The 25560-nt window shown below is 70.6% G+C and carries 27 protein-coding genes; 18 read left to right on the top strand and 9 right to left on the bottom strand.

Annotated features, from left to right (window positions below; all coding sequences use genetic code 11):
- The first annotated feature begins 26 nt into the window (after positions 1 to 26).
- From H521_RS21965 to H521_RS0106975, 5 genes are all read left to right on the top strand, one after another.
- Positions 27 to 758 (top strand): ATP-binding cassette domain-containing protein, encoded by a 732-nt coding sequence (locus H521_RS21965; protein ID WP_022892317.1) that lies wholly within the window; start codon positions 27 to 29, stop codon positions 756 to 758.
- Positions 758 to 2845 (top strand): YhgE/Pip family protein, encoded by a 2088-nt coding sequence (locus tag H521_RS0106990; RefSeq protein WP_022892316.1) that lies wholly within the window; start codon positions 758 to 760, stop codon positions 2843 to 2845. Before H521_RS21965 ends, H521_RS0106990 begins: the two co-directional genes overlap by 1 nt.
- 50 nt (positions 2846 to 2895) lie before the next feature.
- On the top strand, positions 2896 to 3450 hold the full coding sequence (locus H521_RS0106985; RefSeq protein ID WP_022892315.1) for a TetR/AcrR family transcriptional regulator: 555 nt from the start codon (positions 2896 to 2898) through the stop codon (positions 3448 to 3450).
- A gap of 182 nt (positions 3451 to 3632) precedes the next feature.
- Positions 3633 to 4385, top strand: a complete 753-nt coding sequence (locus H521_RS0106980; protein ID WP_022892314.1) for a GAP family protein — start codon at positions 3633 to 3635, stop codon at positions 4383 to 4385.
- A gap of 43 nt (positions 4386 to 4428) precedes the next feature.
- A complete protein-coding gene (locus H521_RS0106975) occupies positions 4429 to 5271 on the top strand; it encodes a DNA/RNA non-specific endonuclease (protein WP_022892313.1) in 843 nt (280 codons plus the stop codon).
- Between the two features lie 46 nt (positions 5272 to 5317).
- On the opposite strand, the gene H521_RS21960 is transcribed toward H521_RS0106975, so the two are convergent.
- Positions 5318 to 6286: a cation diffusion facilitator family transporter gene (locus H521_RS21960; RefSeq protein WP_022892312.1), complete on the bottom strand. Its 969-nt coding sequence runs from the start codon at positions 6284 to 6286 to the stop codon at positions 5318 to 5320.
- Between the two features lie 67 nt (positions 6287 to 6353).
- Between H521_RS21960 and H521_RS21955 the strand changes: the two genes are divergently transcribed.
- Together H521_RS21955 and H521_RS0106955 are read left to right on the top strand one after the other, a co-directional pair.
- Positions 6354 to 7691 (top strand): FAD-dependent monooxygenase, encoded by a 1338-nt coding sequence (locus H521_RS21955; RefSeq protein WP_022892311.1) that lies wholly within the window; start codon positions 6354 to 6356, stop codon positions 7689 to 7691.
- A 187-nt stretch (positions 7692 to 7878) separates the two neighbouring features.
- Positions 7879 to 8577 carry a flavin reductase family protein gene (locus tag H521_RS0106955; RefSeq protein ID WP_022892309.1) on the top strand — a complete coding sequence of 233 codons (699 nt, stop codon included), beginning with the start codon at positions 7879 to 7881 and terminating at the stop codon, positions 8575 to 8577.
- Between the two features lie 39 nt (positions 8578 to 8616).
- Here H521_RS0106955 and H521_RS21950 read toward each other — a convergent pair whose 3' ends face one another.
- Positions 8617 to 9150 (bottom strand): MarR family winged helix-turn-helix transcriptional regulator, encoded by a 534-nt coding sequence (locus tag H521_RS21950; RefSeq protein WP_022892308.1) that lies wholly within the window; start codon positions 9148 to 9150, stop codon positions 8617 to 8619.
- 149 nt (positions 9151 to 9299) lie between these two features.
- Between H521_RS21950 and H521_RS21945 the strand changes: the two genes are divergently transcribed.
- Together H521_RS21945 and H521_RS0106940 are read left to right on the top strand one after the other, a co-directional pair.
- Positions 9300 to 12431, top strand: a complete 3132-nt coding sequence (locus H521_RS21945; protein WP_022892307.1) for an efflux RND transporter permease subunit — start codon at positions 9300 to 9302, stop codon at positions 12429 to 12431.
- 207 nt (positions 12432 to 12638) lie between these two features.
- Entirely contained in the window at positions 12639 to 13565 is a 927-nt protein-coding gene (locus H521_RS0106940; protein ID WP_022892306.1) for an NAD(P)-dependent oxidoreductase, read from the top strand.
- Positions 13566 to 13597: 32 nt separating this feature from the next.
- On the opposite strand, the gene H521_RS0106935 is transcribed toward H521_RS0106940, so the two are convergent.
- Positions 13598 to 14080 (bottom strand): MarR family winged helix-turn-helix transcriptional regulator, encoded by a 483-nt coding sequence (locus H521_RS0106935; RefSeq protein WP_022892305.1) that lies wholly within the window; start codon positions 14078 to 14080, stop codon positions 13598 to 13600.
- Between the two features lie 47 nt (positions 14081 to 14127).
- On the opposite strand from H521_RS0106935, the gene H521_RS0106930 reads away from it, so the two are divergent.
- The 4 genes from H521_RS0106930 to H521_RS0106915 all read left to right on the top strand — a co-directional run bounded on the left by H521_RS0106930 (position 14128) and on the right by H521_RS0106915 (position 15971).
- On the top strand, positions 14128 to 14355 hold the full coding sequence (locus H521_RS0106930; RefSeq protein ID WP_022892304.1) for a hypothetical protein: 228 nt from the start codon (positions 14128 to 14130) through the stop codon (positions 14353 to 14355).
- A gap of 99 nt (positions 14356 to 14454) precedes the next feature.
- Entirely contained in the window at positions 14455 to 14883 is a 429-nt protein-coding gene (locus tag H521_RS0106925) for a cupin domain-containing protein (protein ID WP_022892303.1), read from the top strand.
- Positions 14884 to 14912: 29 nt separating this feature from the next.
- Entirely contained in the window at positions 14913 to 15560 is a 648-nt protein-coding gene (locus H521_RS0106920) for a class I SAM-dependent methyltransferase (RefSeq protein WP_022892302.1), read from the top strand.
- Between the two features lie 81 nt (positions 15561 to 15641).
- Positions 15642 to 15971 (top strand): hypothetical protein, encoded by a 330-nt coding sequence (locus H521_RS0106915; protein ID WP_022892301.1) that lies wholly within the window; start codon positions 15642 to 15644, stop codon positions 15969 to 15971.
- 44 nt (positions 15972 to 16015) lie between these two features.
- Here H521_RS0106915 and H521_RS0106910 read toward each other — a convergent pair whose 3' ends face one another.
- Complete coding sequence (locus tag H521_RS0106910; RefSeq protein WP_022892300.1) at positions 16016 to 16594, bottom strand: GIY-YIG nuclease family protein; 579 nt, start codon at positions 16592 to 16594, stop codon at positions 16016 to 16018.
- A 116-nt stretch (positions 16595 to 16710) separates the two neighbouring features.
- Here H521_RS0106910 and H521_RS24925 point away from each other — a divergent pair, with 116 nt between their 5' ends.
- Both H521_RS24925 and H521_RS21935 read left to right on the top strand, forming a co-directional pair.
- Positions 16711 to 17376, top strand: coding sequence for a hypothetical protein (locus H521_RS24925; RefSeq protein ID WP_022892299.1), 666 nt, complete (start codon positions 16711 to 16713; stop codon positions 17374 to 17376).
- A gap of 103 nt (positions 17377 to 17479) precedes the next feature.
- The gene (locus H521_RS21935) at positions 17480 to 18715 is read left to right on the top strand and encodes an MFS transporter (protein WP_022892298.1); all 1236 of its coding nucleotides are present in this window, start codon (positions 17480 to 17482) and stop codon (positions 18713 to 18715) included.
- Between the two features lie 41 nt (positions 18716 to 18756).
- Here the strand turns inward: H521_RS21935 and H521_RS0106895 are convergent, their stop codons facing one another.
- From H521_RS0106895 to H521_RS21925, 3 genes are all read right to left on the bottom strand, one after another.
- The gene (locus tag H521_RS0106895) at positions 18757 to 19167 is read right to left on the bottom strand and encodes an arsenate reductase ArsC (protein ID WP_022892297.1); all 411 of its coding nucleotides are present in this window, start codon (positions 19165 to 19167) and stop codon (positions 18757 to 18759) included.
- A gap of 81 nt (positions 19168 to 19248) precedes the next feature.
- Positions 19249 to 20172 (bottom strand): metalloregulator ArsR/SmtB family transcription factor, encoded by a 924-nt coding sequence (locus tag H521_RS21930; protein ID WP_022892296.1) that lies wholly within the window; start codon positions 20170 to 20172, stop codon positions 19249 to 19251.
- A 167-nt stretch (positions 20173 to 20339) separates the two neighbouring features.
- Positions 20340 to 21701: an FAD-dependent oxidoreductase gene (locus H521_RS21925; RefSeq protein ID WP_022892295.1), complete on the bottom strand. Its 1362-nt coding sequence runs from the start codon at positions 21699 to 21701 to the stop codon at positions 20340 to 20342.
- Between the two features lie 96 nt (positions 21702 to 21797).
- Between H521_RS21925 and H521_RS21920 the strand changes: the two genes are divergently transcribed.
- Positions 21798 to 22169, top strand: coding sequence for an ArsR/SmtB family transcription factor (locus H521_RS21920; RefSeq protein ID WP_245560954.1), 372 nt, complete (start codon positions 21798 to 21800; stop codon positions 22167 to 22169).
- Positions 22170 to 22238: 69 nt separating this feature from the next.
- Entirely contained in the window at positions 22239 to 22850 is a 612-nt protein-coding gene (locus H521_RS0106875) for a DUF1349 domain-containing protein (RefSeq protein ID WP_026482007.1), read from the top strand.
- Between the two features lie 76 nt (positions 22851 to 22926).
- On the opposite strand, the gene H521_RS0106870 is transcribed toward H521_RS0106875, so the two are convergent.
- Positions 22927 to 23577, bottom strand: coding sequence for a TetR/AcrR family transcriptional regulator (locus tag H521_RS0106870; RefSeq protein ID WP_022892292.1), 651 nt, complete (start codon positions 23575 to 23577; stop codon positions 22927 to 22929).
- A 91-nt stretch (positions 23578 to 23668) separates the two neighbouring features.
- On the opposite strand from H521_RS0106870, the gene H521_RS0106865 reads away from it, so the two are divergent.
- Positions 23669 to 24052: a DUF1761 domain-containing protein gene (locus H521_RS0106865; RefSeq protein WP_022892291.1), complete on the top strand. Its 384-nt coding sequence runs from the start codon at positions 23669 to 23671 to the stop codon at positions 24050 to 24052.
- Between the two features lie 81 nt (positions 24053 to 24133).
- Here the strand turns inward: H521_RS0106865 and H521_RS0106860 are convergent, their stop codons facing one another.
- Positions 24134 to 25453, bottom strand: coding sequence for an FAD-binding oxidoreductase (locus H521_RS0106860; protein WP_022892290.1), 1320 nt, complete (start codon positions 25451 to 25453; stop codon positions 24134 to 24136).
- Between the last annotated feature and the right edge of the window lie 107 nt (positions 25454 to 25560).

The following is a 25560-nucleotide window of genomic DNA, read 5'->3' as shown; positions in this document are numbered from 1 at the left end:
TCAGTACAAATCGAGAAGGATGCATCGTGTCGATCATCGTGCGCGCCCATGAGCTCGCCCTCCACTCCAAGCGCGGCGCCGTCTACGGCCCCGTGAACCTCGTCGCCGACAGCACGCTCACCGTGCTGCACGGACCGGCCGGCAGCGGCCGAACGAGCCTGCTGCTCACCCTCGCCGGGCGCATGAAGCCCTCGAGCGGCAGTGTCGAGGTGCTCGGCTACGAACTGCCGCAGCGCGCCCGGCCGGTGCAGCAGCTCACCGCGATCGCGGGGTTCCAGGGCATCGACGCGCTCGAGGAGTCGGTGAGCGTCGGCGCGGCGATCCGCGAGCGGGCAGCGTGGCTCGCGCCCTGGTGGTCGATCGTGCGCCGCACCGACGAGGCGGAGCTGCGCCGCGTGCTCACCCCGGTCTTCGGTGATGCTCCGCTGCCCGCCGTGGACACCCTGATCTGGGACCTCGACGAGGTGCAGACCGTGCTGCTGCGCATCGCGCTCGCGATGATGAGCGAGCCGCGCGTGCTCTTCTTCGACCAGATCGAGCAGCTGCAGGCGCCGGCAGCCCGGCTCCTGCTCTGGAATCGCCTCGACGCGATCTCGCGTGCAGGCACCGCCGTCGTGGCATCCGCTGCGGCCCCCGACACCGAGATCTGGGCCGAGCTCGGCATCGCGCCGCTCGCGCTCGACCTCTCAACTCCCGCGCCGGAGCACACGGCGACAGCCGACCCTGACGCCATCGACCTCATCCTGGAGCACGCCTGATGTTCGCCTTCCTCTCCTCCGGTACGGAGCTCCGTCGCTTCCGCAAGGGCGTGCTGCCGAAGATCGCGCTCGTCGTGCTCCTCTTCATTCCGCTCATCTACGGCGCGCTCTACCTCTGGGCGTTCTGGGCGCCCACCGACGAGCTCAAGAACCTGCCCGTCGCGCTCGTGAACGACGACGCCGGCGCGAGCCGCGACGGCACGTCGATCACCGCGGGCGACGACCTCGTCGACGAGCTCACGAGCGGCGGTCAGCTCGACTGGCACGTGACGGATGCCGCGGACGCCACGGCAGGCGTGACCGACGGCGACTACTACTTCGCCGTCACGATTCCGAGCGATTTCTCGGCGAGTGCCGTCTCGGTGGGCACCGATGCCCCGAAGGCCGCGACCGTCGAGGTCGACTACAACGACTCGAACAGCTTCCTCGCCTCGACCCTCGGCAAACAGGCCATGGTGCAGTTGCGGGACGCCGTCGCCGAGCAGGTCGGCCAGCAGACCGCCGACGCGATGCTCGTCGGCATCAACGAGGCGGGCGACGGCATCCGTGCCGCGGCCGATGGCGCCGGCACGCTCGCCGACGGCGTCGCGACCGCGAACGCGGGCGCCGGCACCCTCGTCGTCGGCCTCGGCGACCTCGCGAGCGGTGCGAGCTCGCTCGACGCCGGCGCGTCGCGGCTCGCCGACGGCACCGGTACCCTCGCCGGCGGTCTCGACCAGCTCGCTTCGGGGGCGGGCACGCTCTCGAGTGGTGCGACCCGGGTGGCGGATGGCGCTGCCGAGCTCTCGGGCAAGATGAACGATGCGGCGGCGGGTTCGGCGACGCTCGCCGAGAAGGCGCACGGCCTCGCCGACGGCGCCACCGCCATCGCGGCGAAGACCGGCGACCTCGCCGCCGGCACGCAGCAGCTGTCGGGCTCACTCGAAGCGCTCGCAGCGCAGATGCAGGCGAACCCCGAGCTACCCGCGAGCAGCTTTCTTCCGGCACTGCAGGCGATCTCGGCAGGTGCCGGCGAGCTGAACAGCGGGGCGCAGTCCGCCCTGCCGACGGTGCAGGGTTACGCAGGCCTCAGCGGTCAGTACGCCGGCGCGATCGATCAACTCTCGTCGGGTCTCAGTGCGGGTGCGCCGAAGGCGGCGGAACTCGCGACCGGCGCCGCCCAGGTGCGCGACGGTGCATCCACCCTCGCGGGCAAGTCGGGCGAAGCGGCATCCGGAGCTCACACCATCGCGAGCGGCGCGGCGACCCTGAGCGCCGGCACCGGCGACCTGGTCAGCGGGGCCGGGCAGCTCTCAGATGGTGGCGCGCAGCTCGCCTCGGGCGCGACCCAGCTGGCCGACGGCAGTCGCGAACTCGCCGACAAGCTCGACGAGGGCGCCGCGTCGGCACCGCAGCTCAGCACCGCCGACATCGAGGCGAGGGCCGAGGTGATGGCCTCGCCGGTGCAACTCGACCAGAGCTGGCAGCACGAGTCGAAGAGCTTCGGCGAGGGTTTCGCCCCTTTCTTCATCGCACTCGCGACCTTCGTCGGTGCACTCATCACGTGGCTCATCCTGCGCGCGCTGCCGACTCGCGCCCTCGCCGCCTCGGCGACCGGGCTGCGCGCCGTCATGACCGGGTTCCTGCCCGCCATGGCGATCGGCCTCGGCCAGGTCGTGATCATGGTGCTCGTGCTGGTCTACGGCATCGGCCTCGAGCCGGTTCACTGGCTCGCGACCTCGGCGTTCATCTATCTCGTGACCCTCGCCTTCCTCGCGCTGCAGCAGATGTTCATCATCGTGCTCGGCACGGCGGCGGGCCGGGTCGTGAGCCTCGTGCTGCTGATGCTGCAGTTGAGCTCGTCGGGTGGCACCTACCCCGTCGAGACCACGCCGCAGTTCTTCCAGGCGCTGCATCCGTTCATGCCGGCCTCCTACGTCGTGAGCGGCCTGCGCGAGCTCATCACGGGCGGCGTGGACTCTAGACTGTGGCTCTCGGTGCTCGTGCTGGCCGGCATCCTCGTCGGCTCGCTCGCGATCAGCGCCTGGAGCGCCGGAAAGCAGCGCATGTGGAGCGTCGGCCGCCTGCACCCCGAACTGGCGATCTAGCGCCGGCCGCGACATCCGTTCCGGCCCGAGCGAACGAACGAGGAGACAGCATGGCCCGCGCGAACACCACCAAGCGCGCCATCCTCGACGCCGCGCTCGAGCTGGCGGCCACCAAGGGCATCACCGGCACGACCATGGACGAGGTCGCCGAGCGCGCGGGCGTCGCCAAGGGCAGCCTGTACTACAACTTCAGTTCGAAGGACCAGCTCTTCGAGGCGCTGCTGCACGAGGGAGTCGGCGCGCTCGCCGACTCCCTCCGCAGCGCCAAGGGCGAGCTGCGCGGGTGGGAGGCGATCAACGCGCTCGTCACCGACCTGCTCGACCTGATCGCCGCGAACGCCCCGCTCGCCAAGCTCATGGCGTCCGAGATCTTCCGCACCGACCGGGCTTGGCAAGAAACGCTGTTCGCCCTTCGGCACGATGCACTCGCGGTCTTCGCCGAGGCGATCGACGAGACGGATGCCCCGGCCGGGCGTAGCGGCATCATGGCCTCGAGCGTGTTCGGCGCCGTGCTGATGTCGGGGCTCGAGTGGCTCGTGTTCGAGCCCGACCGCGACCGCGACGACGTCGCGGCGGCGATTCTCGCGACCCTGCGGGTGCGCTGACGCGAGACTGCCCTGCCCCGCCCGCCGACGTCCTGAAGGCCCGTTCGAGTACCCGATGCGCGCGTGAGTGCCGGATCATGCGCTCACTGCGGATACTCCAGCGCACATCGGGTACTCACGTGCGCCCCGAGATCCGTCGCGCGGCGGATTCGCCCGCCCGCGGCATCCGGCAGTCTTGACCGGTGGAATTCGATCTTCTGAGCGGAGCCGCCCTCACCGGCCCTGCGCTGCTCGGCGCCCTCGCGCTGCTCGCCCTCGTCGACTCGACGAGCTTCGGCACCCTGCTCATTCCGACCTGGTTGCTGCTCGCGCCGGGCAAGCTGCGGCCAGGGCGCATCCTCATCTACCTCGCGACCGTCGCCGGTTTCTACCTCGTGGTGGGCATCGTGCTGCTCACGATCGCCGCGGCAGCCCTGCCGCAGTTGATGGAGCTCGCCGCGACACCCGGGTTCCTCTGGGCGCAGCTCATCGTCGGCGTGGCACTGCTCGTCGGCTCGTTCTTCATCGGCGGCAAGCGCAAGAAGTCCGGCCCCGGCCGGTTCGCCCGCTGGCGGGAGCGCGCCGTCACCGACGTGGGTGACGAGGTCGGCAGCCTGCTGCCGCTCATGGGGCTCGCCGTGGCCGCCGCAGCGGTCGAGGTCGCGTCGATGCTGCCGTATCTCGTGGGCATCGGACTGCTGTCGACGTCGGAGTACGACGCCGGCACCCGGCTGCTCGTGCTCGCCGGCTATTGCATCGTGATGGTGCTGCCCGCTCTCGTGCTGCTCGGGCTGCGGCTCGCGGGCGCCCGGGCGATGGAGCGACCGCTCGCGCGCTTCGGCGCGTGGATGGAGAAGAACGCGGCCGAGACCACCGGCTGGATCGTCGGCATCATCGGGTTCCTGCTCGCCAGGGCCGCGGCGCTCGAACTGGGTCTCTTCGACCTGCTCTCCTGACGCCGGTTTGCGCCGTGTCGGCGGGTCGTGGTCGACTCGGCGCATGGGTTTCGACGCGCGGTTCCTCGGGGTGGAAGCGGCGATGCCGCGAGTCGGCGGGGTGCCTGGCGGGCTGGATGCCGCGGGGCATGCCTCAGCGCCGGCCGATCACGACAGTGTCGTCGAGCTCGACTACCTGCACTTCACGGTCGTGCTCGACACCGGCCGGCGTCTTGCTCGCGTCACCGCGGTCAACGTCGACGGCGCCGACCTCGTCGAACTCGAGCGCGGCGACGACTGGCAGCTCGACGAACGCATTCCCTCCGACTGGCAGGCCGGGCCCGAGATCTACGCGCGCAACGACTTCGATCGCGGGCACCTCGTGCGCCGCCGCGACCCGGTGTGGGGGCCGCCCGAGATCGCGGCGCGTGCGAACGCCGAGACGTTCCGCTACCCCAACGCGGCACCGCAGGCGTCGGGCTTCAACCAATCGAAAGAGCTGTGGCTCGGCCTCGAAGACCACGTGCTCGGGCACGCCGAGGTGCACGGCGTGAAGCTCAGCGTGTTCACGGCGCCGGTGCTCGCCGCGGGCGATCCGCCGTACCGCGGCATCCGGGTGCCCCTGCGCTTCTGGAAGGTCGTCGCGTGGAACACGGGCGGCGCTCTCGCCACCACGGCCTTCGTCGTCGACCAGGCGCCGCTCGTCGACACGACCGAGCTCGCGGCACCCGCGCCGGGCGAGGCGCCGCCGCTCGGCCCGTTCCGCACGTTCCAGGTGCCGGTGTCGGATGTCGCGGGCCTCACCGGTCTCGTGATGCCCGAGCTCATCGCCGCCGACGTGCTGCCGCCCACTGTCGTGGCCGGCGGGTGGCGTCAGCTCGCGGCATCCGGCGACATCTGGCTCTGAGGCAGCGTCGCCTGGCCCGGGTCGCCTGGCCTGTGTCGCCCTGGGTTCAGCTCATCGCACCGGCCACCGGGGTGAGCGACGGGCTCGCGGGGTCAGCGAGGGTGAGCACCGCCCGCCCGACCTGCGCGTGCTGCTGCTCGAGCTCGTCTTCGAGTCGCCGCAGCTCGACCGCGATCTCCGCTTCACCGCGGTCGCCCGCCAGGTCGACGGCGGCGATCAGGAACACGGTGCCGGGGCCCGTGAACTCGAGGTGCAGAAAGGTGACCCGTTCGATCTCGGGGCGGCCGAGCAGCTCGGTGAGCACGGTGTCTCGTGCCTCGTCGTCGATCGCCTCGCCGAGCAGGAACGCGCGGTTGCGCGAGATGAGCACGACCGCCACGACGCCGAGCAGCACGCCGACCAGGATCGAGCCGAGCGCGTCGTAGACGGGCGAGCCGGTGACCTGGTGCAGCAGCACGCCGAGAAAGGCGATCACGAGGCCGATGAGCGCCGCGGCATCCTCGGCGAACACTGCCCTGAGGGTCGGGTTCGAGCTGTTCGCGACGTGCTCGAGCGTGTGCAGCCGCCGTGATCGCGCGGCCGTGCGAGCCTGCCGGTAGGCGCGCACGAACGAGATCGCCTCGAGCACGAACGAGACCGCGAGCACGACGTAGGCGACACCGTAGTCGCTCGCCGGCTCGGGGTCGATGAGCTCGGTGATGCCGTGCTGGATCGACACGACCGACCCCGCGGTGAAGAGACCGAACGCCGCGAACATCGACCAGATGTAGGCGTCTTTGCCGTAGCCGAGCGGATGTCGCGCATCGGCGGGCTTGCGCGAGCGCCGCTCGGCGATGACGAGCAGCACCTCGTTGCCGGTGTCGGCCCAGGAGTGCGCGGCCTCGGCCACCATCGACGCCGACCCCGTGACCGAGGCCGCGACCGACTTGGCGATCGCGATGAGCGCGTTCGCGACGAGGGCGACGAGCACGGTGACGAGACTGTCGCCCGACGGATGCTTCGGCTGCTCGCTCACGTGGCCCTCCCTCACGTCGCCCGGTTCGAGTCTGGCATCCGCCGTCGCCCGGTGCGAGAGTGGAGTGATGGGCGAGGTCGCCGAGCCAGCAGGGGCCGAGGCGTCTGCCGCGGCATCCGCGGAGCGCGTCGACACCGATGTGCTCATCGTCGGGGCCGGGCCCAGCGGGCTGATGCTCGCCGTCTGCCTCGCGAAGCTCGGCGTCGATGCGATCATCGTCGACGGCAAGAGCGGCCCCACGCGCGAGTCGCGCGCCCTCGCCGTGCAGGCCCGTTCGATGGAGCTCTACGACCAACTCGGCCTCGTCGATCGGGTGCTGGCCGAACGTTCGGCGGCGTCGGTCGTCGTGCCCGGTGCAGGTCGCGGACGCCGGCCGTTCGGGCGGGTGCCGCTGCGCGCGTTCGGCACCGGCGTCACTCCATACCGCGAGATCACGGTCTTCGAGCAGAGCCGCAACGAGCGGCTGCTCGTCGATGCGCTCGGCGAGCTCGGTCGCGACGTGCGGTGGCAGCACCGGCTCGAGCGGCTCGACGTCGTTGCCGGTGCCGCGACATCCGTCATCGCCACCGTCGTCGGGCCGAGCGGGTCGGAGTTCATCCACGCCCGCTACTGCGTGGGCGCCGACGGTGCGCACTCGGTCGTGCGCGGCGCGCTCGGCGTCCCGTTCGAGGGCGTGACGAATGAGCACACCTTCTCCATCTCGGATGCCGCGGGCGTCACCGGACTCGTCGACGATGCCGTCAACGTGCGCATCACGGCAGAGCACTTCCTGCTCGCGTTCCCCATGGGCCCCGGCCGTGCGCGGTTGCTCGGCGTCGTGCGCGACGGCGACCGCGACGAAAGCGGTGAGCTGAGCGAAGCCCTCGTGCGCGGCATGCTCGAGCGCGAGTTCGGCGTCGGCTACGAGGCATCCGCTTGGTTCACCACCTATCGGCTGCATCACCGGCTCGCCGCGCGATTCCGGCAGGGGGCGTGCTTCCTCGTCGGTGACGCAGCGCACATCCACTCGCCGGTGGGCGCCCAGGGCATGAACACCGGGCTGCAGGAGGCGCACAACCTGGCCTGCGCGCTCGCCGACGTGCTCGTCGACGGCATGCCCGACGCGCGACTCGACCGGTACGAGGCCGAACGCCGGCCCGTCGGCAAGCGGCTCGTGGCGACCACCGATCGGGCGTTCGGGGTGATCACCTCGGCGACGCCCCTCGCCCGGTTCGTGCGCGGGCGCATCGTGCCGTTCATCGGGCCGCTCAACTGCACGGGTACGGCGTGCCCGAGCGCGTGGTGCGCCGCATCGCCGCCGAACTCGGGGTCGAGGCGCACGTGTTCGGGCGTCACACGAGTGGGCCGCGGCGCGCTCGACTGCGCACCGATCGCGCCTATCTCGTGCGTCGCGACGGGTTCGTGATGGCCGAGGTGCTCGCGCCGGGTACCGGCCCCGCGCTCGATGCCGCCCGTGCCCGGCTCGCCGGGGCCTGACTCGGACTCGGTCGACGGCCGACGTTCGACGCACCCGCCGACGCGGTGTCCGATTCACGCCGGACCCGCCGCCGCCATCGCGCGATGCTCGAGTCAGACCACGACGAGAGCAGGCTATGAGCACGTACACGGAAACCACGGAAACCACGGCAACCGGTCAGCGCGGTGTCGGCGCCACGCACGCCACCATCGACCCCGCCATCCTCTACTTCGGCACCCCGGTCGCGCTGCTCAGCACGGTCGATGAAACGGGCCACGCGAACCTCGCGCCCGTCTCGTCGGTCTGGTGGCTCGGGCACACGGCGGTCGTCGGCATCTCGGCGCGCTCGCAGAGCGGGCGCAATCTCGTGGCCACCCGGGAGGTCGTCATCAACCTGCCCTCCGTCGCCGAGGTCGATATCGTCGATCGACTCGCGCTCACGACCGGACGCGATCCGGTATCGGAGCGCAAGGCGAGCGTGGGCTACCGGCACGTGCGCGACAAGTTCAGGGAGGCTCGCGTGCACTCCCTCTCGGCCGAACTCGTCGCCCCGCCTCGAGTGCGCGAGTGCCCGGTGCACCTCGAGGGCAGGGTCAGCGCGGTGCATCCGCTGCTCGGCTCGGTCGACGCCGAATCGGCCGACCTGCTGGCGGTGGAGGTCGAGATCGTGCGCGTGCACGTGCATGAACGGATCCGCGCCCAAGGTCACGCTCACCGCATCGACGCCGCGCGCTGGCGGCCGCTCATGATGAGCTTTCAGCGATTCTTCGGATTCGGCGACGAGGTGCGGCCTTCGCGTCTCGCCACGATCGACGAGGAGTGGTATCGCGGCTGACCACACCGCTGATGCAGCGCATCGGCTCGCGGGGAGACGTCAGCGCTTCGGCTCGAGCGTCGTGGGGTCGGCATCTGTCCGGGTGTCGGCGCTCGCGGCCTCGGCTGCTGCCGCCTCGGTCTGCATCACTCGCAGCAGCGCACCCACACCGCGGGTGAGGGCGCGCAGGTCTTCGACGTCGAGGCGCTCGAGGGGTGGCCGGCTGAGCTGCGGTCGCGCGGCGAGCAGCTCTTGCATCACTTCGCGACCGCGCGCCGTAGGGAGCACGCGGCGCACGCGGTGATCGCTCGGGTCCTCCACTCGGGTGGCCATGTCGTGCCCGGTGAGGCGATCGACGATGCCCGACATGGTGGCGAGCGACACGCCGAGCGTCTTCGACAGGCCCTGCACCGTGCTGCCATCTGGCTCGGTCATGAGAATGCCGAGCACCTTGAGCTGCTGCATCGTGAGCCGCAGCGAGAGCAGCGGCTCGACGATCTCTGGCACGACGGTGGTCTCCATGACCGCCTGCATGCGGAGGAGTTCGTCAAGCAGCGCGCCCTGGTCGGCGGCGTCGACATCGAAGCTCTCCACGTGACCACCGTACCGCTCGGTTCCCAGCCTCGGCACAGGAAGTGAAACGTAGCCTGAAGCTAAGCTTCGTGTGATACGAAGCAATTCTCCGCGGTGACGACGCCGCAGTCCCGCAAATCTCCCCGCACCACCTCGACCTCAGGGCGGCCATGTTCAGACTCGCGCGTTTCAGCCTCGCCAACCGGGCACTCGTCGCCCTCGTGACCCTGGTGATCGCCGGCTTCGGCGTCTTCTCGATGGCCCAGCTGAAGCAAGAGCTGATCCCGTCGATCGAGCTGCCGCAGACCACCGTCGTCACGGTGCTGCCGGGCGCGAGCCCCGAGGTCATGGACGAACAGGTGAGCCTGCCGATCTCGTCGGCGATCACGAACCTCGACGACGTCGAGTCGGTCGTGGCGAGCTCGTCGAGTGGCATGTCGACCGTCGCGGTCTCCTACGCCTACGGCACCGATGCCAAGGAGTTCGCGGCCTCGCTGACCGACGCGATCGACGGCCTCGACGCGATCCTGCCCGACGACGCCGCGCCCGAGGTGCTCTCGGGCAGCACCTCCTCATTGCCCATCATGTTCCTCACCGCGGGGGCGGCGGATGTCTCGCTGAGCGAACTCTCGGCGACCCTCACCGATGTCGTCGTGCCGGCCCTCGAAGCGGTCGACGGCGTGCGCGCCGCCACCGTCTCGGGCGGCGAGACCCAGCGCGTCGTGATCACCCCCGACCAGGCCGCCCTCGCCGAGCAGGGCATCTCGCCGATGGCGATCTCCGAGGCGCTCGAGGCCAACGGGCTCACGATGCCGCTCGGCAGCATCACCGAAGACGGCCAGCTGCTGCCGGTGCAGGGCGGCGAGTCGATCGATTCGCTCGAGACGCTGCGCGAGATCCCGCTCGCGAGCACGACGCAGCCCGGCACCGTCGTGCAGCTCGGCGATGTGGCATCCGTCGATCTCGAGACCGAACCGCAGACCTCGATCACCCGCACGAACGGCGTCGAGGCGCTCTCACTCTCGATCACGGCCACCCAGAGCGCCGACGTCGTCGCCGTCTCGCACGGGGTCGACGACGCGCTCGCAGAGCTCGGCGACGAGCTCGACGGCATCGAGCTGACCGTGGTGTTCAGCCAGGCGCCGTTCATCGAGGAGTCGATCCAGCACCTCGCGATCGAAGGCCTGCTCGGCCTGCTGTTCGCGATCGTCGTGATCCTGATCTTCCTGCTGTCGGTGCGTTCGACCCTCGTGACCGCGATCTCGATTCCGCTCTCGGTGCTCGTGACCTTCATCGGGCTGAACCTCGGCGGCTACTCGCTCAACATGCTCACGCTCGGAGCGCTCACGATCGCGATCGGCCGAGTCGTCGACGACTCGATCGTCGTCATCGAGAACATCAAGCGGCACCTCGCCTACGGCGAGGAGAAGGTGCAGGCGATCCTCGGCGCCGTGCGCGAAGTGGCCGGTGCCATCACCTCGTCGACGCTCACGACGGTCGCCGTGTTCCTGCCCATCGCGCTCGTCGGCGGCATGGTCGGCGAACTGTTCGCGCCGTTCGCGCTCACCGTCACGATCGCGATGCTCTCGTCGCTCCTCGTATCGCTCACGATCGTGCCCGTGCTCTCGTACTGGTTCCTGCGGCAGCCGAAGAACCTCGACGACATCGAGGCGACGCGACTCGCCGCCGAAGAGAAGGAGCGCAAGGGCTGGCTGCAGCGCGGCTACGCACCCGTGCTGCGCGGCACCCAGAAGCACCCCGTGATCACGCTCGTCTCGTCGGTGCTGCTGCTCGTCATCACCTTCGCGATGGTGCCGTTCCTCAAGGTCGACTTCCTCGGCTCGACCGGCCAGAACATGATCACGGTCACGCAGGAGTTCCCGGCCGGCAGCGATCTCGAGACCGTCTCGGCCGGCGCCGAGCAGGTCGAAGACGTGCTGCTCGACATCGAGGGCGTCGATGACGTCATGCTCACGGCCGGATCCGGCGGCGGCATGATGTCGATGCTCGGCGGATCGGGTGGCACCGCCACCTACATCGTCAACACCTCGAAGGACGCCGACCAGACGGCGCTGCAAGACGAGGTGCGCGAGCGCCTCGCCGAGGTCGAGGATGCCGGTGAGATCGCGCTCGCCGACTCCGCCGCGATGGGCGGCTTCGGCGGCAGCGTCGACGTGATCGTGCAGGCCGCGAACGAGGCCGATCTCGCCGAGGCATCCGATGCCGTGTACGCCGCGCTCGAAGACACGCCGAACGCGGCAGAGGTCGCGAGCGACCGGGCGCCCGCGCAGCCGATCGTGCAGGTCGCGGTCGATCGCTCGGCCGCACTCGAGCAGGGGCTCACCGAGGTGCAGGTGCTCGGCATCGTCGCGGGCACGCTCTCGCCGCAGTCGATCGGTTCGATCGGCCTCGACGGTGAGGAGTACCGCATCTTCGTCGACGGCATGCCGGCGCCCGAGAGCATCGCCGAGCTCGAGCAGGTCATGCTGCCGAGTGCCGCGAGCCCCGCCGGTTTCGTGCCGCTGTCGGCCGTGGCCAGCGTCGAGGAGGTCACCGTGCCCACTTCGATCGCCCGCCAGTCGGGCGACCTCGTGGCCACGATCTCGATCACGCCCGACGAGGGTGAACTCGGCGCCGTGACGGCGTCGGTGCAGCAGAGCCTCGCCGAACTCGACCTGCCGCAGGGCGTCACCGCCGAGATCGGCGGCCTCGCCTCGACGCAGACCGAGTCGTTCGAGCAGCTCGGGCTCGCCATGCTCGTGGCCATCGCGATCGTGTTCATGCTGCTCGTCGCGACGTTCCGCTCGCTGCGTCAGCCGCTGATCCTGCTCGTGTCGATCCCGTTCGCGGCCACGGGCGCCATCGCCCTGCTGCTCGCGACCGGTCGACCCCTCGGCATCTCGGCGCTCATCGGCATGCTCATGCTGATCGGCATCGTGGTGACGAACGCGATCGTGCTCATCGACCTGGTCAACCAGTACCGGGCCCAGGGGCAGAAGGTCGCCGACGCTGTGTTCAACGGCGCCCGCCAGCGGTTGCGCCCGATCCTGATGACGGCGCTCGCCACGATCTTCGCGCTCATGCCGATGGCGTTCGGCGTCACCGGGTCGAGCGGGTTCATCTCGCAGGATCTCGCGATCGTCGTGATCGGCGGCCTGATCTCGTCGACCCTGCTCACGCTCGTGCTCGTGCCGGTGCTCTACCTGCTGATCGAGGGGCGGCGCGAGCGTCGCGAGGCGAAGCGTGCCGCTCGCCACGAGGCCGAGCCGGCGGGGCGTCACGAGGCCGAGCCCGTGATCTGAGCGCGGCTTCGGGCCGTGACCTGAGCGCGGGTTCAGGGAATAGTCCCCGAATCAGGATGAATCTCGCGAGATCGTCCTGATTCGTGGCCGTTCTCCTGAATCCGCGCTGTGTGTTGGCGCGGCGCCGGCCGTATCGTGGAGGGCGAGGCGGAATCCGGATGCATCCGCCGCCGAGCGTGCTTCGCGTCGACGACGTCGGGAGGGGCCATGGCCACCATCGCGTGGATCGGTCTGGGCAACATGGGCGGCCCGATGGCCGGCAATCTCGTGTCGGCGGGGCACGTCGTGCGGGGCGTCGATCCGGTGCCCGCGGCGCGCACTGCGGCGGCCGAGCGCGGTGTGCGCGTGGTCGCGACCGTCGCCGAGGCGGCTGACGGAGCCGACGCCGTCTTCACCTCGCTGCCGCGCAGCGAGCACGTCCGCGAGGTGTACTCCGGCCCCGACGGCATCTGGCTCACCGCACCGACGACGGCCCTGCTGCTCGACACGTCGACCGTCGACGTGGCGACGTCGCGGTTCTGCCACGAGGCATCCGTCGCCCGGGGGTACCGCTTCGTCGACTCGCCGGTCTCGGGCGGCATCGCGGGCGCCGAGGCGGGCACCCTCACCTTCATGCTCGGCGGCGAGCCGGCGGATGTCGCGGAGGCATCAGGTCTCGTCGAGCCACTCGCCGGTCATGTCTTCGACCTCGGCGGACCGACCATGGGCATCGCCGCGAAGCTCGCGAACAACCTGATGCTCTTCGTCTCGTTGCTCGGCGTGGCCGAGGGCTCCCAGCTCGCCGAGCAGCTCGGCCTCGATGCGGCGAAGTTCTTCGAGGTGGCATCCGTCTCGTCGGGGGAGTCGTGGCCGCTGCGCACCTGGTATCCGGTGCCCGGTGTCGTGCCGACGAGCCCCGCGAACCGGGGCTTCGACGCGACGTTCACGACCGTGCTCGCCGAGAAGGACCTCTCGTTCGCGGTCGCCGCGGGCGAGGCCGCCGGGCTGCACCTGCCGGCGGCGCGCATCGCGCTCGAGCAGTTCACGCGGCTCATCGATGAAGGACTCGGCGGCAAGGACGCGAGTCTCATCGTGAAGTACGCCTCGGCCGACGGACGGGTCGTGGGCTTCGATCCACCGGAACCGACCACGTAGCCCGCGCCGCCAGGCGCTCGGCCAGGCGCGCGTCAGGCGCGCTGCACCGCGGCGATCACCTCGGTGAGGCGATCGCGCAGGCTGCCGAGCTCGTCGACGCTCATGCCGAGCCGGTCGACGACCTGCGGCGGAATCTCGAGCGCTCGCGCTCGCAGCGCCCGACCCGCGTCGGTCAGCGCGACGTCGAGGGCTCGCTCGTCGCGAGCGTTGCGCTCGCGCGTGAGGTAGCCCTGCGCCTCGAGTCGTTTCAGCAGCGGCGACAGCGTGGCCGGCTCGAGCTGCAGCGCCTCGCCGAGATCGCGCACGGTGCGGGGGCTGCGCTGCCAGAGCGCGAGCATGACGAGGTACTGCGGATGCGTCAGCCCGAGCGGCTCCAGAATGGGCCGGTAGACGCCGATCACGCCGCGCGCGGCGACCGCGAGGGCGAAGCACACCTGGTTCTCGAGCGCGAGCAGGTCGTCGTCGGCGTCGCCACCCGATCGAGCGGATGTCGCGGACGTGGTGATGTCGTTCATGGGCTTCCAGTATGACGTGACGGCCAACCATTAGTACACTAATCATTGTGACACGAAGAAAGCGAGAGATCCCGGCCGGAGCCCAGCGCGGCTACGCCGGTTTCATCGATCGGCTGAACGCCAAGCTGCTGCCGTACATCGGGCCGCCGCCGCTCGGGCCGTACGACGACGCGCCGGTGCCGGCCAGGCCACCCGCCTGCCCACTCTGCGGCGCCGCGATGTCGAGTCACACGATCGACCGGTCTTTCGAGCGCACGCAGCTGCACTGCCCCTGACCTGCGTCGCCCTGCGAACCCGGCGCCACCTGATCGCGGCGCGCATCGTCTCGGCCGTGTCCGGGAGCACGTGTCGGAGCGGCCCGCTACTCTGGCGACGTGAGCGACTACGAAGTGCTGGAGATCGGTGGCCTCGACGAGTGGCGGGAGCACTTCGGCGGCTTCCGCCCCGAGAGTTCGCGCGACGGGCGACGGGTCGTCGACCACGACCTGACGATGCAGTACATCGGCATGACCGCGAACGCCCTCGAGCCGGGTGAAGAGGCCGGGTACTGGCACACGCACTCCCGCGTCGAAGAGCTCTACGTCTTCCTCGGCGGCCGCGGGCAGATGGGTCTCGACGGCGAGGTCGTCGACGTCGGCCCCGGCAGTGTCGTGCGCGTCGGCCAGGGAGTCTGGCGCACCTGGCGCTGCGCTCCCGATGGCTCCGAGCAGCTGCGGTGGCTCTGCATCCGCGCGGGCGGCTCCGAACTGCCGCACCTGCCCGACGACGGGCAACGCGACAACGACCGCCCGTCGCCCTGGTAGCCGGCGGCGCGGAACCCACGACCATGCCGATGGCCGAACCGGTGGGCGACCGTTCGATCACCGAGGTGCGAGAGGCCTACACCGAGCGAGTCGAGGAGTACATCTCGCTGCTGGGCTCGGTTGCCGACACGCACGAACTCGACAGTGAGCTCATCACCCGATGGGCCGAGCCTCTCGCCGGGCGCGTGCTCGACGCCGGGTGCGGGCCCGGGCACTGGTCTGATCACCTCCGGCAGCTCGGCCACGAGGTCGAGGGCGTCGATCTCACTCCCGCATTCGTCGGCCGCGCAGGGGAGCGGTTCCCCGGGGTCGCGTTCCGCGTCGCATCCTTCGACGACCTCGGCGCCCCCGACGCCGGGCTCGCCGGAATCCTCGCGTGGTACTCGCTCATCCACCTCGAGCCTGAGCGGGTGCCATCGGCCCTCGACGAGTTCGCACGATGCATCGCGCCCGGCGGGAGCCTGCTGCTCGGCTTCTTCGACGGAGCGAGCATCGAGCCCTTCCCGCACAAGGTCGTGACCGCCTACTTCTGGCCGCCGACCGCGATGGCGGAGCGTCTCGAAGCTGCGGGCTTCATGATCGAGGAGGTGCACACCCGCACCGATCCCGGCCGCCGGCCGCATGCGGCGACCGTCGCGCGCCGCACCGACGCCGAGGCGGCCTCGCGCACCGCGTAACGGCACGCGGCGTCGGTCGACTCTCGACCTCCGATCGTCAAGCCCCTGTCGGTCGACGCTGACGCGGCCTAACGTCGTCACATGGACGAACCAGGTCGCCGCAACGCAGAACCGGATCGTCGCGCCGATGAGACGAAGCGCCGCATGGACGACGCGATTCGCACGGAACCGGTGCGAATCGGCCTCTATCTGACGCTCGGCGCGGTGCTCACCGTGATCGGCCTGATCGGCATCGGCATCTACGCGTTCACCCCGCGCAACACGCCCGTCGAGGGTGATGGAACGGCGGATGCCGCGTGGCAGTCGGGCGTGATCATCGGCGCCGCCGTCGCCACGGGTGTCGGAGTGCTCCTGCTGCTCTGGGCGTTCGTCGCGCGGGTGCGGGCGCGGCGCGAGGACCACGCCGCATGACGGCCGAGCCGGGCGATCACGTGCGCGTGTCGTTCGTCAGGTGATCAGCCCTGAGCGGCCAGCCGCCGGCTGACCCAGCGCTCGTACTGCGCCCACGGATCTGCGACGCCGAGGCGCAGCTCTGCGATGTGCTCGAGCAGTGCGTCGTGCACCGCGAACCACTCGGTGCCGGCGAAGCGGTGCGCCGCGAACTGCACGTGTCGGCGCTGCTCGGTGAGCCGGTCGCCCAGCTCGAATGCGAGCACCTCGTCGTGCGGCAGGCTCGCCACGCGGGTGCGGGGATTGCCCGAGGTGCCGATCTTGATCTGGTCGCGATAACGCAGGTAGTAGACGACATCGACGCGGGGGTCGGCGACCCCGTGGTCTGGCACGTCACCGACGCGCCACTCGCAGACCGCGCAGACGCGACCCGACGGGTATGCGATGCCGACCGGGCACCCGCACACGAGGCACGGGCCCGGCAGCAGATCGGTCACGCCGACCTCGCGCGCGACCCAGTCGTAGGCCTCGAGCAGGTGGGCGGTGCAGAGATCGAGCGGTGCACCCGGTTCGACTGGCGCCCGGCACGGGCGATCGTCGAGCCTGATGCTGCAGGTGCGCTCCGCGGCATCCGATCGGCTCATGTCGGCAGGCTACCCGGAGCCACCGACGCGCTCACCGGCGCGTCGGGCGCCCGCGATAAGCTCGATCTCCGACCGCCGAACAGCGGCGGACACCGAGGTTCGAGAGGTCGATCGGCATGCCCCTGTGGCGCAAGCGAGAGCGTCGGCGATTCAAGCCGTTCGATCGCCATGCCCTGCCTGAGGCGCCCCAACCCACGTTCGACGAGATGCTCGCCGAAGGCGTGCTCGTCGCCGAATCCGCCGGGCGCATGGCACTGAAGAACCGGCTCATCGTCGAGGCGCTGCGAGGCGAAGAGCCGTTCGCCCCAGAGCGGGCCGCGGCCGCGGCGCGCGAGGTGCTCTACGAGCTCGTGCGTGAGGCCGACGAGGTCGCCGAGCTCACCGGCGAGACCCGCTCAGCTGCTGCACGACGCGAGGGCCGCTCGTCGCACGAGCACGACTATCGCCGAGCGGATGCCGCGAACCTGCGTCGTCGCGAGCAGGTCTACGCCGCCGTGTCGAAAGAGCTGTGGCAGCGCCGCAACGACCCCGAGTACCTCGCGACGTTCGCCGAGCGCGCTCGCGACGAGGCGTGGCAAGAGGTCTCGGGCGCCATCGAGATTCGCCTCGAACGCGAGTGGGGCGAGTGGCCGCAGATCGAGGTCGACGAGACCTACGAGGCCGAGCGCGACGATCGAGTGCACGACCTGCTGGCCGACCTCGAGCGCGGGGTCGCCGCCGCCGAGGCCGAGCGCGCCCGGCGTGCCGAGGCGAACGACCCGTTCCGGGGGTTCGTGGGCTGACCGAGCCCGGCCGGCCGGCTGGCGCTGGTTCGCGCCCGCGTTCATGCAGGGTTCACCGCGACACGCCGAGAGGCATCACGCGGCCGGCGATACGGTGGAAGCGATGAGCCGTATCGACCGTGGAGACCCCGCCGACGCACCACAGGTCGAGGTCGAGGTCGAGGTCGACCCGGCCCGCTCGGCCGGGCGCCGCTCGAAATGGCGGCTCGCGGCCCTCTCGATCGGGCAGGTCGTGAGCTGGGGCATCCTGTACTACGCGATGATCGTCGCCGCGCCCGAGGTGGCGCGCGCGACGGGGTGGTCGCTCGTCGCGATCACGGCCGCGTTCTCGGCCGGGCTCGTGGTGTCGGCGTTCGCCGGAATGCTCGTCGGGCGGCTGCTCGACGAGCGCGGCCCGCGCACCGTCATGAGCCTCGGGTCGCTCGTCGGAGCTCTCGGACTCGTGGGCGTCGCGTCGGCCCCCGACCTGATCGTCTTCGCTGCGTCCTGGGTCGTGTGCGGAATCGCGCAATCGGCCGTGCTCTACCAGGCCGCGTTCACCGTGATCACTCGCCGATACGGCGAGCGACGCCAGGTGCCGATGACGATCCTCACGCTCGCGGGCGGGCTCGCCTCGACGATCTTCGCCCCGATCGTCGCGGGCCTGCTCTCGGTGCTCGACTGGCGAGCGACATTCCTCGTGCTCGCCGCGGTGCTCGCCATCGTCACGGTTCCGCTGCACCTGCTCTCGCTCGAGCGCCGGTGGCCGCACCGGCCCGCCGAGCATCACGAAAACGCGCACACGGTCTCGTCGGTGCTGCGCACCCGGCGCTTCTGGATGCTCGAGATCACGATGATCGCCGTCAGCGTGGCGCTGATGAGCACGACGCTCGCCGCGGTGCCGCTCTACATGGAGAAGGGCCTGACCTTCGAGTTCGCGGCGCTCGCGCTCGGCCTGATCGGCGCGGGGCAGGTGATCGGCCGGCTGCTGTTCCTCGTGCTGCCGCGCGGTGCACAGCCGTGGGTTCCGGTCGCCGTCGTCTGCGCGCTCGCCGCGATCTCGCTCGCGGCGCTCGCGCTCGTGCCCGGCCCGATCTGGCTGCTCATCGCGATCGGCATCGTCGCCGGCGCTGTGCGCGGTGCTTACACGCTCGTGCAGGCCTCGGCGGTCGCCGACCGTTGGGGCACCCGCAACTACGGCGCGATCAACGGCGCCTTCGCCGCGCCGATCACGATCGCGATGGCCCTGTCGCCGGCGATCGGCCCGGCGGTGGCGGCCGGTGTCGGATCCTACGCGGCGATGACGGCCGTCATGGCCGGGCTCGCGCTCGTCGCGATGTTCACGGCTCGAGCGAGCTAGGCGGCAGCGAGCCAGGCGGAAGCGGGCCAGGAGGCACAGCGCTACGCGGCAGCCGGGGCGATCTCGGCGATGAGGGCCTCGACTCGGCCGCGGATGTCGTCGCGCACGCGGCGCACCGTCTCGATGCTCTTGCCGGCGGGGTCTTCGAGCTCCCAGTCTTCGTAGCGCTTGCCGGGGAAGATCGGGCAGGCGTCGCCGCAGCCCATCGTGATCACGACGTCGGACTCGCGAACCGCGTCGACCGTCAAGATCTTCGGCGTCGCACCGGCGATATCGATGCCCTCTTCGGCCATCGCCTCGATGGCGACGGGATTGATCCGGTCTTTCGGCTCGGAGCCGGCGGAGAGCACCTCGACGTGGTCGCCCGCGAGCGCTTGCAGGTAGCCGGCGGCGATCTGTGAACGCCCGGCGTTGTGCACGCAGACGAACAGGACGGTGGGCTTCTCGGCCATGGTGGCGCTCCTTCGGTCGACTCAATCATAGATCACCATCTATGTATTGGTCGAGCGCGCGACAACCGGAGCGCCCGGTGTTCAGGCGGCGTTCACGCCGAGCTCGCCGAGCAGGCCGCGCACGCGCCCATCGATCTCGTCGCGGATCTCGCGCACTCGAGCGATCGGCAGCCCGGCAGGGTCGTCCAGCTCCCAGTCGAGGTACCGGCGGCCGGGGTAGACCGGACAGGCATCTCCGCAGCCCATCGTGATCACGACGTCGGCGGCGCGCACGACCTCGTCGGTGAGCGGCTTCGGGAATTCGCCGCCGATGGGCACTCCGATCTCATCGAGCGCGGCGACGATGGTCGACTTCACGGCACTCGCCGGCTCGGAACCCGCCGACCGAACCCGCACGCGGTCGCCGGCCAGGTGCCGCAGCATCGCGGCGGCGATCTGCGAACGACCGGCGTTCTGGACGCACACGAAGAGCACTTCGGGCGGGCCGTCGGTGGTTCCAGCCTGTTGGGTCGCGAGCGCGTCGAGTCGCTCGGCCGCGAATCGCGAGGTGAGCGACGGCAGGTAGCGAGTGATGCGCGAGCGCTCGACGAGCAGCTCGTGGCTCTCGCGAACGTATCGACCAACCGTCTCGGGCGAGAACACCCCGGCGAAGCGGTCGGCGAGGTCGGATGCCACGCGCGCGAGCACCTCGTCGGAGGCGTGGCTCGCGGCATCCGTCTGCAACAGCTCTTCGACACGGTCGGACGCGCCCGGAGCGATCGAATACCAGGCCTGGCGACCGTCGGGCACGCGCTCGAGCACGCCGGCACCGAGCAGTGTCTTCACGTGATGGCTGACGGTGGGCTGCGTCAGCCCGAGTTCGGTGGCGAGTCGCCCGACCAGCGCACGGCCCTCGGAGCTCTCGTGGATCACTCCGAGAATGCGCAGGCGCGTCGGATCGGTGAGCAGACGGATGCCGCGCGCCGCATCGCTGTCGACCGAAGCACCACTCGTCGCGCCATGCATAGACCGAAGTCTATGCTCGGCTGCTGGCCGATCCACCTGGCGGCGGCGCGACGAGCGACTGCGGCGAGGGGCCGAAGCTGTCAGCGAGAAATTCAGGAGATCCCGGGCTATGGGTGCCGCGGAGGGGGTGAAATGCGGATACTCCTGAATTTCTCGCGCGCCGGCGCTCAGCTGCAGCAGCCGCCGTTGCTCGCGCCTGCCGTGGCCGCCGCGCCCGTCGTAGCGGGCGCCCCGGTCGAGCACACGCCGGTCGCGGGTAGCACGAGCTCGACGTTGCGCGCGGCAGCGGCGTCGCCGGCGAGCCACGCCGACACCGAGCGCACCTGCTCGTAGCCCGTCGCGAGCAGGAAGGTCGGCGCACGCCCGTAGCTCTTCATGCCCACGATGAAGAAGTCTCGCTCGGGCTGGGTGAGCTCGGCGAACCCGTGCGGCTCGACGGTGCCGCACGAGTGCACGTTGGGGTCGATGAGCGGGGCGAGGCGGCGGGGTGCCTCGACGATGTCGTCGAGCTCGAGGCGGATCTCGCGCAGCATGTCGAGGTTCGGTCGGAAGCCGGTCGCATTGACGATGCGGTCGGCCGAGATCGTCTCGAGCCCGTCGCCGCGGCGGCCGGTGATGCGGGCGACGGATGCCTCGTCGTCGATGCCGCGCGCGAGCCGCACGATCTCGAAGCGATCGACGAGCTCGATGCGGCCGGAGTCGACGAGCGCGTCGACACGCGCCCCGATCGATGCCCGCGCCTCGAGTTCGTCGTCGGGAGACGTCGAGACGCGTGTCGCGGTGGCGTTTCGGATGACCCACGTGATGCGGGTGTCGGGCTCCTGCTCGGCGAGCGTCGCGAGCTTCAGCAGCGTGTTGGCGGCGGAGTGGCCGGCGCCGACGACGACCGTGTGCCGGCCGGCGAAGGCGGCGCGCTCGCTGCCGAGCACGTCGGGCAGGGCGTGACTCACGAGATCGGCGACCTCGGGCAGGCCGAGCGGGTCGAGACCCGACGAGCCGAGGCTGTTGGGGGTGAGGTAGGTGCCCGAGGCGTCGATCACGGCACGGGCGGTGAGCTCTTCGACCCCGTCGGCGGTGCGCATGCGCAGCAGGAACGGGGTCTGCGCCCGACCGGCCGTGCGGGTGCGGTCCATGCCCTCGCGGGTGACATCGGTGACGTCGACGCCGAGTCGAGTGCGAGCGGCGATCGCCGGGAGGGCGGCCAGAGGAGCGAGAAAGCGCTCGACGAGTTCGCTGCCGGTGGGCAGGGAATCGGCGGGCGGTTCGACCCAGCCCGTCTCAGCGAGCAACCGCTTGGCAGCCGGGTCGACGAGGTGCTTCCACGGGGAGAACAGTCGTGTGTGCCCCCACTGCGTGACGCTCGCGCCGATGCGGTCGCCGGCCTCGAGCAGCACGAAGTCGATGCCGCGTTCGGTGAGGTTCGCCGCCGCGGCGAGGCCGATGGGCCCGGCGCCGACAATGGCGACGGGTAGCCCCTGCAGCCGCGAGGGCGTGGCCGTCTTCGGGGCGGTGAGGTCGATGAGGGTCATCCGTGTCTCTCATTCATTGAAGATTGTCGATATACGGAGTCTGGCGACTATATCGACAGTTGTCAATATACGGGTAGAGTGGTTCTCGTGACCATCATCGAGCTGCCCCTCGTCTCGAGCGACACCGCAGAGGCTGCCGCCGGCGCCGCGCCCGCGGCGTGCTGCGGTCCGCTCACCCGCGAGACCATCACGGCGTCCGATGCAGACGTGTTCGCGCGCAAGCTCAAGGCGCTCGCCGACCCGGTGCGCCTGCGGCTCGTCTCGATCGTCGCGGCATCCGAGGGCCAAGAGGCGTGCGTGTGCGACCTCACCGAGCCCGTCGGCCTCAGCCAGCCGACCGTGTCGCACCACTTGAAGATCCTCACCGAGGCGGGCTTCCTCTCGCGCACGAAGCGCGGCACCTGGGCGTACTTCCGTCTGGTGCCGGGTGCGCTCGAGGCGGTCGCCGCGCCACTCGTCACGGTCTGACGAACCTGCGGCCGAGTCGGCGGGCGAGTGGGCACGTGCTCGGGCCGCCCCGCCGATAGCGTTGTCGTCATGGAACGACGACGCGTGGACTGGGCCGCAGGGCGATGGACTCGAGACCCCGCGACGGCGCGCCTCGACGGCGACAACCTGCTCGTCGGCGCGGCCGAGGGCAGCGACTACTGGCGCACCACTCACTACGGGTTCGTGCACGATGACGGCCACGCGCTGCTCGGCGACTGGCCTGCGGATGCCGCGGTCGAGGTGACCTTCGATGCGTCGAGCCTCGGCACGGCCTACGACCAGGCCGGCATCATGCTGCACGCCGGACCCGAGCAGTGGGTCAAGGCCGGGCTCGAGATCTCCGACGGGGTGCTGCAGCTCGGCGCCGTCGTGACGAACGGCGTCTCCGACTGGTCGATGGCGCCGGTGCCCGAGTGGGCCGGTGGCCTCGTGACCCTGCGCGCGAGCCGCGGCGGCGTCGCGGGCGATTCGGTCGTGCTGCGGGCGCGCACCGAGACGAGCGGATGGCGCACGCTTCGCGTCGCACCGTTCACCGCGGGTGTCACCTCGGCGGGACCGCTCGTCTGCGCGCCCATGCGCGGCGATCTCGAGGTGCGGTTCACGCGATGGGCGCTCGCGCCGGCCGACCTCGACGTGCACGAGGATCCGCCGATCGGCTGACGCGATCGTCGCGGCACCGATCGTCGATGGCCGATGGCTGATGGCCGATGGTCATCGACTCGCGTCGAAAGCGGGCTCAGTGAAGCGGCGGCGGGCCGAAGCGGGCGAGGAACGTCGACACCGCCTCATCGGCGATGCGGTCGAGCTCGGCCTCGTCGTAGGGCCGCGTGCTCGCCTCGAGGGTGAGTCGGTTGAGCGGTACGGCGATCACCAGCCACGTGAACTGCTCTGCGGCGGTGTGTGCGGGCTCGGCGTGCAACACGCCTCGCTTCGAGAGCACGGCGAACGCGTTCGCGAGGGCGGTGATGTTGCGCTCCCAACTACGTGCGACATAGTCGGAGGCGATCGCCGGGAAGCGTGCGGCCTCGGCCGCGACCAACGTGCGCATCTGCAGCACCGCCGGAGACAGCACCCCGCGTTGCAGCACGCCCGCGAGCTGTCGCAATTGCGCGATGGGGTCGTCGGCGACCGACAGGGCATCGGTGTGCGGCTTCATGGCATCGCGCCCGCGATCGACCCAGTCGGAGACCACTGCGGCGAACAACTCGTTCTTCGACGGGTAGTCGCGGTAGAGGGAGGCCTTCGAGATGTGTGCCGCCGACGCCACCGAATCCATGGTCGTACCGGCGAAGCCGCGAGAGAGGAACTGCCCCCTCGCGATGTCGAGCAGGGCGGCGCCCGCCGTTCCGCGTGGCCGGCCGAGGCGGCGCGCTTCGCTGGTGCCCATGTTCCTCCGATTTAGTACTTGACAGTACTTTACACCGCGCCTACGGTGTAACTAAAGAACTAAGCAGTACTAAATATGAAGGGTCGGGACCATGGTCTTCCTCGGAATCGCGATCGCGGCGGTCGCCGCCTTCGTCTTCAGCTCGGTCTACTACATCGTGGCGCCGAAGGCCCCGCCAGCCTCCGCCGAACGCGGCACCGCCCGCGACGAGCGCCCGAAGCCGTGGCAGATTCTGCTCGAGCTCGTGCGCAGCGCTATCGTCGCCGGGCTGATGGCGGGCCTGCTGATCGCCGCCGGCTGGTCGGGCCCGTGGGCGGGAGCCCTGCTCGGGCTCGCGCTCTTCGCGCTGCCGCTCGTCCTGCTCGCCGGCTCGGTGCAGTGGGAGAAGGTGCCGGTGTCGACCGCTGCGCTTCACGCCGGCGACTGGCTGCTCAAGCTCGTGCTCGTCGGCGTGATCGTCGGACTGTTCGTCTGAATGGCACGAGCGCTGAACGGCACGGCAGAGTGACAGCGAGCGGATGCCCCGGCGCGCCCCGAGGCATCCGCTCACTGTCGTTCAGCCGGCCGGCGTGATGTTGTGGTTCTGCCGGAACACGTTGCCGGGGTCGAGCTGCGCCTTCACCCGGCGCAGCCGCTCGAGCGTCGCGGGCGGGTACATCGCCGCGATGATCGCCTCGCCGCGCTCGACCGCGAAGTTGCCGTAGACCCCGCTCGTGAAGGCGAGGGCGGCATCGCTGCCGGCTTTCGCGGCCGCGAGCTGCTCGTCGGTGGCATCGAGCGGAAGCACGCCGTTGACGATGAGCAGGGCCTCGGCGTCGCGATGCGCGATGGCGGTGGCGTCGGGTGCGACGCGAGAGAACGCGCCGCCGAGCGCGCGCAGCAGCACCATGGTCGGCACCGGCCGGTTGTACGACGCGGCGATCGCGTCGAGCGCGACATCGGAGAGGTCGGGCACGAATCCGTTGCCGCCCACGAACTGCAGCGGCGGCCGGCCGGGCGGCGCGTCTTCGAGCAGGTCGGCGTACGAGGTCGGCGCGAGCGAGACCTCGGTCACCGACGAAAGCGCCAGCAGCGGGGCGAGCAGTTCGCGGAGCCGCTCTTCGCTGCCCTGCAACGCGACCCCGAGCTGCGGCCCCGACGGCATCTCGGGAGCGAACGGCGGCATCAGCATGAGCGTCGAGTTGAGCTCGTCGGGCCCCGAGCGCATCACGTCGCGCCACGCGCGCAGCACCGCGGGCACGTCGGAGCTGTCGAATCGCACATGACCGCCCACGAGGCCGTCGGCCGGCGCCGCCTGGAAGACGAAGCGCGTGACCACGCCGAAGTTGCCGCCGCCACCGCGCAGCGCCCAGAACACCTCGGGGTGCTCGGTCTCGCTGACGGTCAGCACCTCGCCCGCGGCGGTGACGAGCTCGACCTCGCGCAGCGCGTCGACCGTGAGGCCGTGCCCGCGCACGAGCCAGCCGATGCCGCCGCCGAGGGCGAGGCCGCCGACGCCGACATCGCGCGTGTCGCCCGAGCTCACGCCGAGCCCGTGCGGACCGAGCACGGCCGCGACGGCACCCCAGCGGGCACCGCCGCCAACGGTGACGAGGCCGGTGGCGTCGACCTCGACCGCGGTGAACTCGGCGAGGTCGATGATGAGCCCGTCGTCGACGGGCAGCATGCCGTGGCCGCCGCTACGGACGGCGATCGGAAGGCCGGCGGCTGCGGCGAGGGCGACGGCCGCCGCCACCTCTTGGGCCGTGCGCGGTCGCACGACGGCTTGGGGTTCGCCGACACCCGCGAAGACGGTGCGGCCTGAATCGTATTCGGTTGCGCCGGGACCATGCGCCCGGCCTGGAACTCGCTCACTCAGATCGGAGAGAAGAGACATTTCGTCAGTCTGGCAGCGGCCTGAGACATCCGGACGGCTGCTCGCTCAGCGCTGAATCTATGCACTCGCATGCTGGGCGGGAGGGATTGAGGGGAGGAAGCGGTGCG

It is taken from the genome of Agromyces subbeticus DSM 16689, assembly GCF_000421565.1.
In the GTDB taxonomy this organism is placed as follows: domain Bacteria; phylum Actinomycetota; class Actinomycetes; order Actinomycetales; family Microbacteriaceae; genus Agromyces; species Agromyces subbeticus.
This window is presented reverse-complemented; position numbering and strand designations above follow the sequence as displayed.

Bases quoted from the DNA above. Each gene is read 5' to 3' on its own strand.
- H521_RS0106990 (WP_022892316.1), top strand. From the start codon at position 758: ATGTTCGCCTTCCTCTCCTCCGGTACGGAGCTCCGTCGCTTCCGCAAG.
- H521_RS0106985 (WP_022892315.1), top strand. From the start codon at position 2,896: ATGGCCCGCGCGAACACCACCAAGCGCGCCATCCTCGACGCCGCGCTC.
- H521_RS0106975 (WP_022892313.1), top strand. From the start codon at position 4,429: ATGGGTTTCGACGCGCGGTTCCTCGGGGTGGAAGCGGCGATGCCGCGA.
- H521_RS21955 (WP_022892311.1), top strand. From the start codon at position 6,354: ATGGGCGAGGTCGCCGAGCCAGCAGGGGCCGAGGCGTCTGCCGCGGCA.
- H521_RS0106955 (WP_022892309.1), top strand. From the start codon at position 7,879: ATGAGCACGTACACGGAAACCACGGAAACCACGGCAACCGGTCAGCGC.
- H521_RS21945 (WP_022892307.1), top strand. From the start codon at position 9,300: ATGTTCAGACTCGCGCGTTTCAGCCTCGCCAACCGGGCACTCGTCGCC.
- H521_RS0106940 (WP_022892306.1), top strand. From the start codon at position 12,639: ATGGCCACCATCGCGTGGATCGGTCTGGGCAACATGGGCGGCCCGATG.
- H521_RS0106935 (WP_022892305.1), bottom strand. From the start codon at position 14,080: ATGAACGACATCACCACGTCCGCGACATCCGCTCGATCGGGTGGCGAC.
- H521_RS0106920 (WP_022892302.1), top strand. From the start codon at position 14,913: ATGGCCGAACCGGTGGGCGACCGTTCGATCACCGAGGTGCGAGAGGCC.
- H521_RS0106915 (WP_022892301.1), top strand. From the start codon at position 15,642: ATGGACGAACCAGGTCGCCGCAACGCAGAACCGGATCGTCGCGCCGAT.
- H521_RS0106910 (WP_022892300.1), bottom strand. From the start codon at position 16,594: ATGAGCCGATCGGATGCCGCGGAGCGCACCTGCAGCATCAGGCTCGAC.
- H521_RS24925 (WP_022892299.1), top strand. From the start codon at position 16,711: ATGCCCCTGTGGCGCAAGCGAGAGCGTCGGCGATTCAAGCCGTTCGAT.
- H521_RS21935 (WP_022892298.1), top strand. From the start codon at position 17,480: ATGAGCCGTATCGACCGTGGAGACCCCGCCGACGCACCACAGGTCGAG.
- H521_RS0106895 (WP_022892297.1), bottom strand. From the start codon at position 19,167: ATGGCCGAGAAGCCCACCGTCCTGTTCGTCTGCGTGCACAACGCCGGG.
- H521_RS21930 (WP_022892296.1), bottom strand. From the start codon at position 20,172: ATGCATGGCGCGACGAGTGGTGCTTCGGTCGACAGCGATGCGGCGCGC.
- H521_RS21925 (WP_022892295.1), bottom strand. From the start codon at position 21,701: ATGACCCTCATCGACCTCACCGCCCCGAAGACGGCCACGCCCTCGCGG.
- H521_RS0106875 (WP_026482007.1), top strand. From the start codon at position 22,239: ATGGAACGACGACGCGTGGACTGGGCCGCAGGGCGATGGACTCGAGAC.
- H521_RS0106870 (WP_022892292.1), bottom strand. From the start codon at position 23,577: ATGGGCACCAGCGAAGCGCGCCGCCTCGGCCGGCCACGCGGAACGGCG.
- H521_RS0106865 (WP_022892291.1), top strand. From the start codon at position 23,669: ATGGTCTTCCTCGGAATCGCGATCGCGGCGGTCGCCGCCTTCGTCTTC.
- H521_RS0106860 (WP_022892290.1), bottom strand. From the start codon at position 25,453: ATGTCTCTTCTCTCCGATCTGAGTGAGCGAGTTCCAGGCCGGGCGCAT.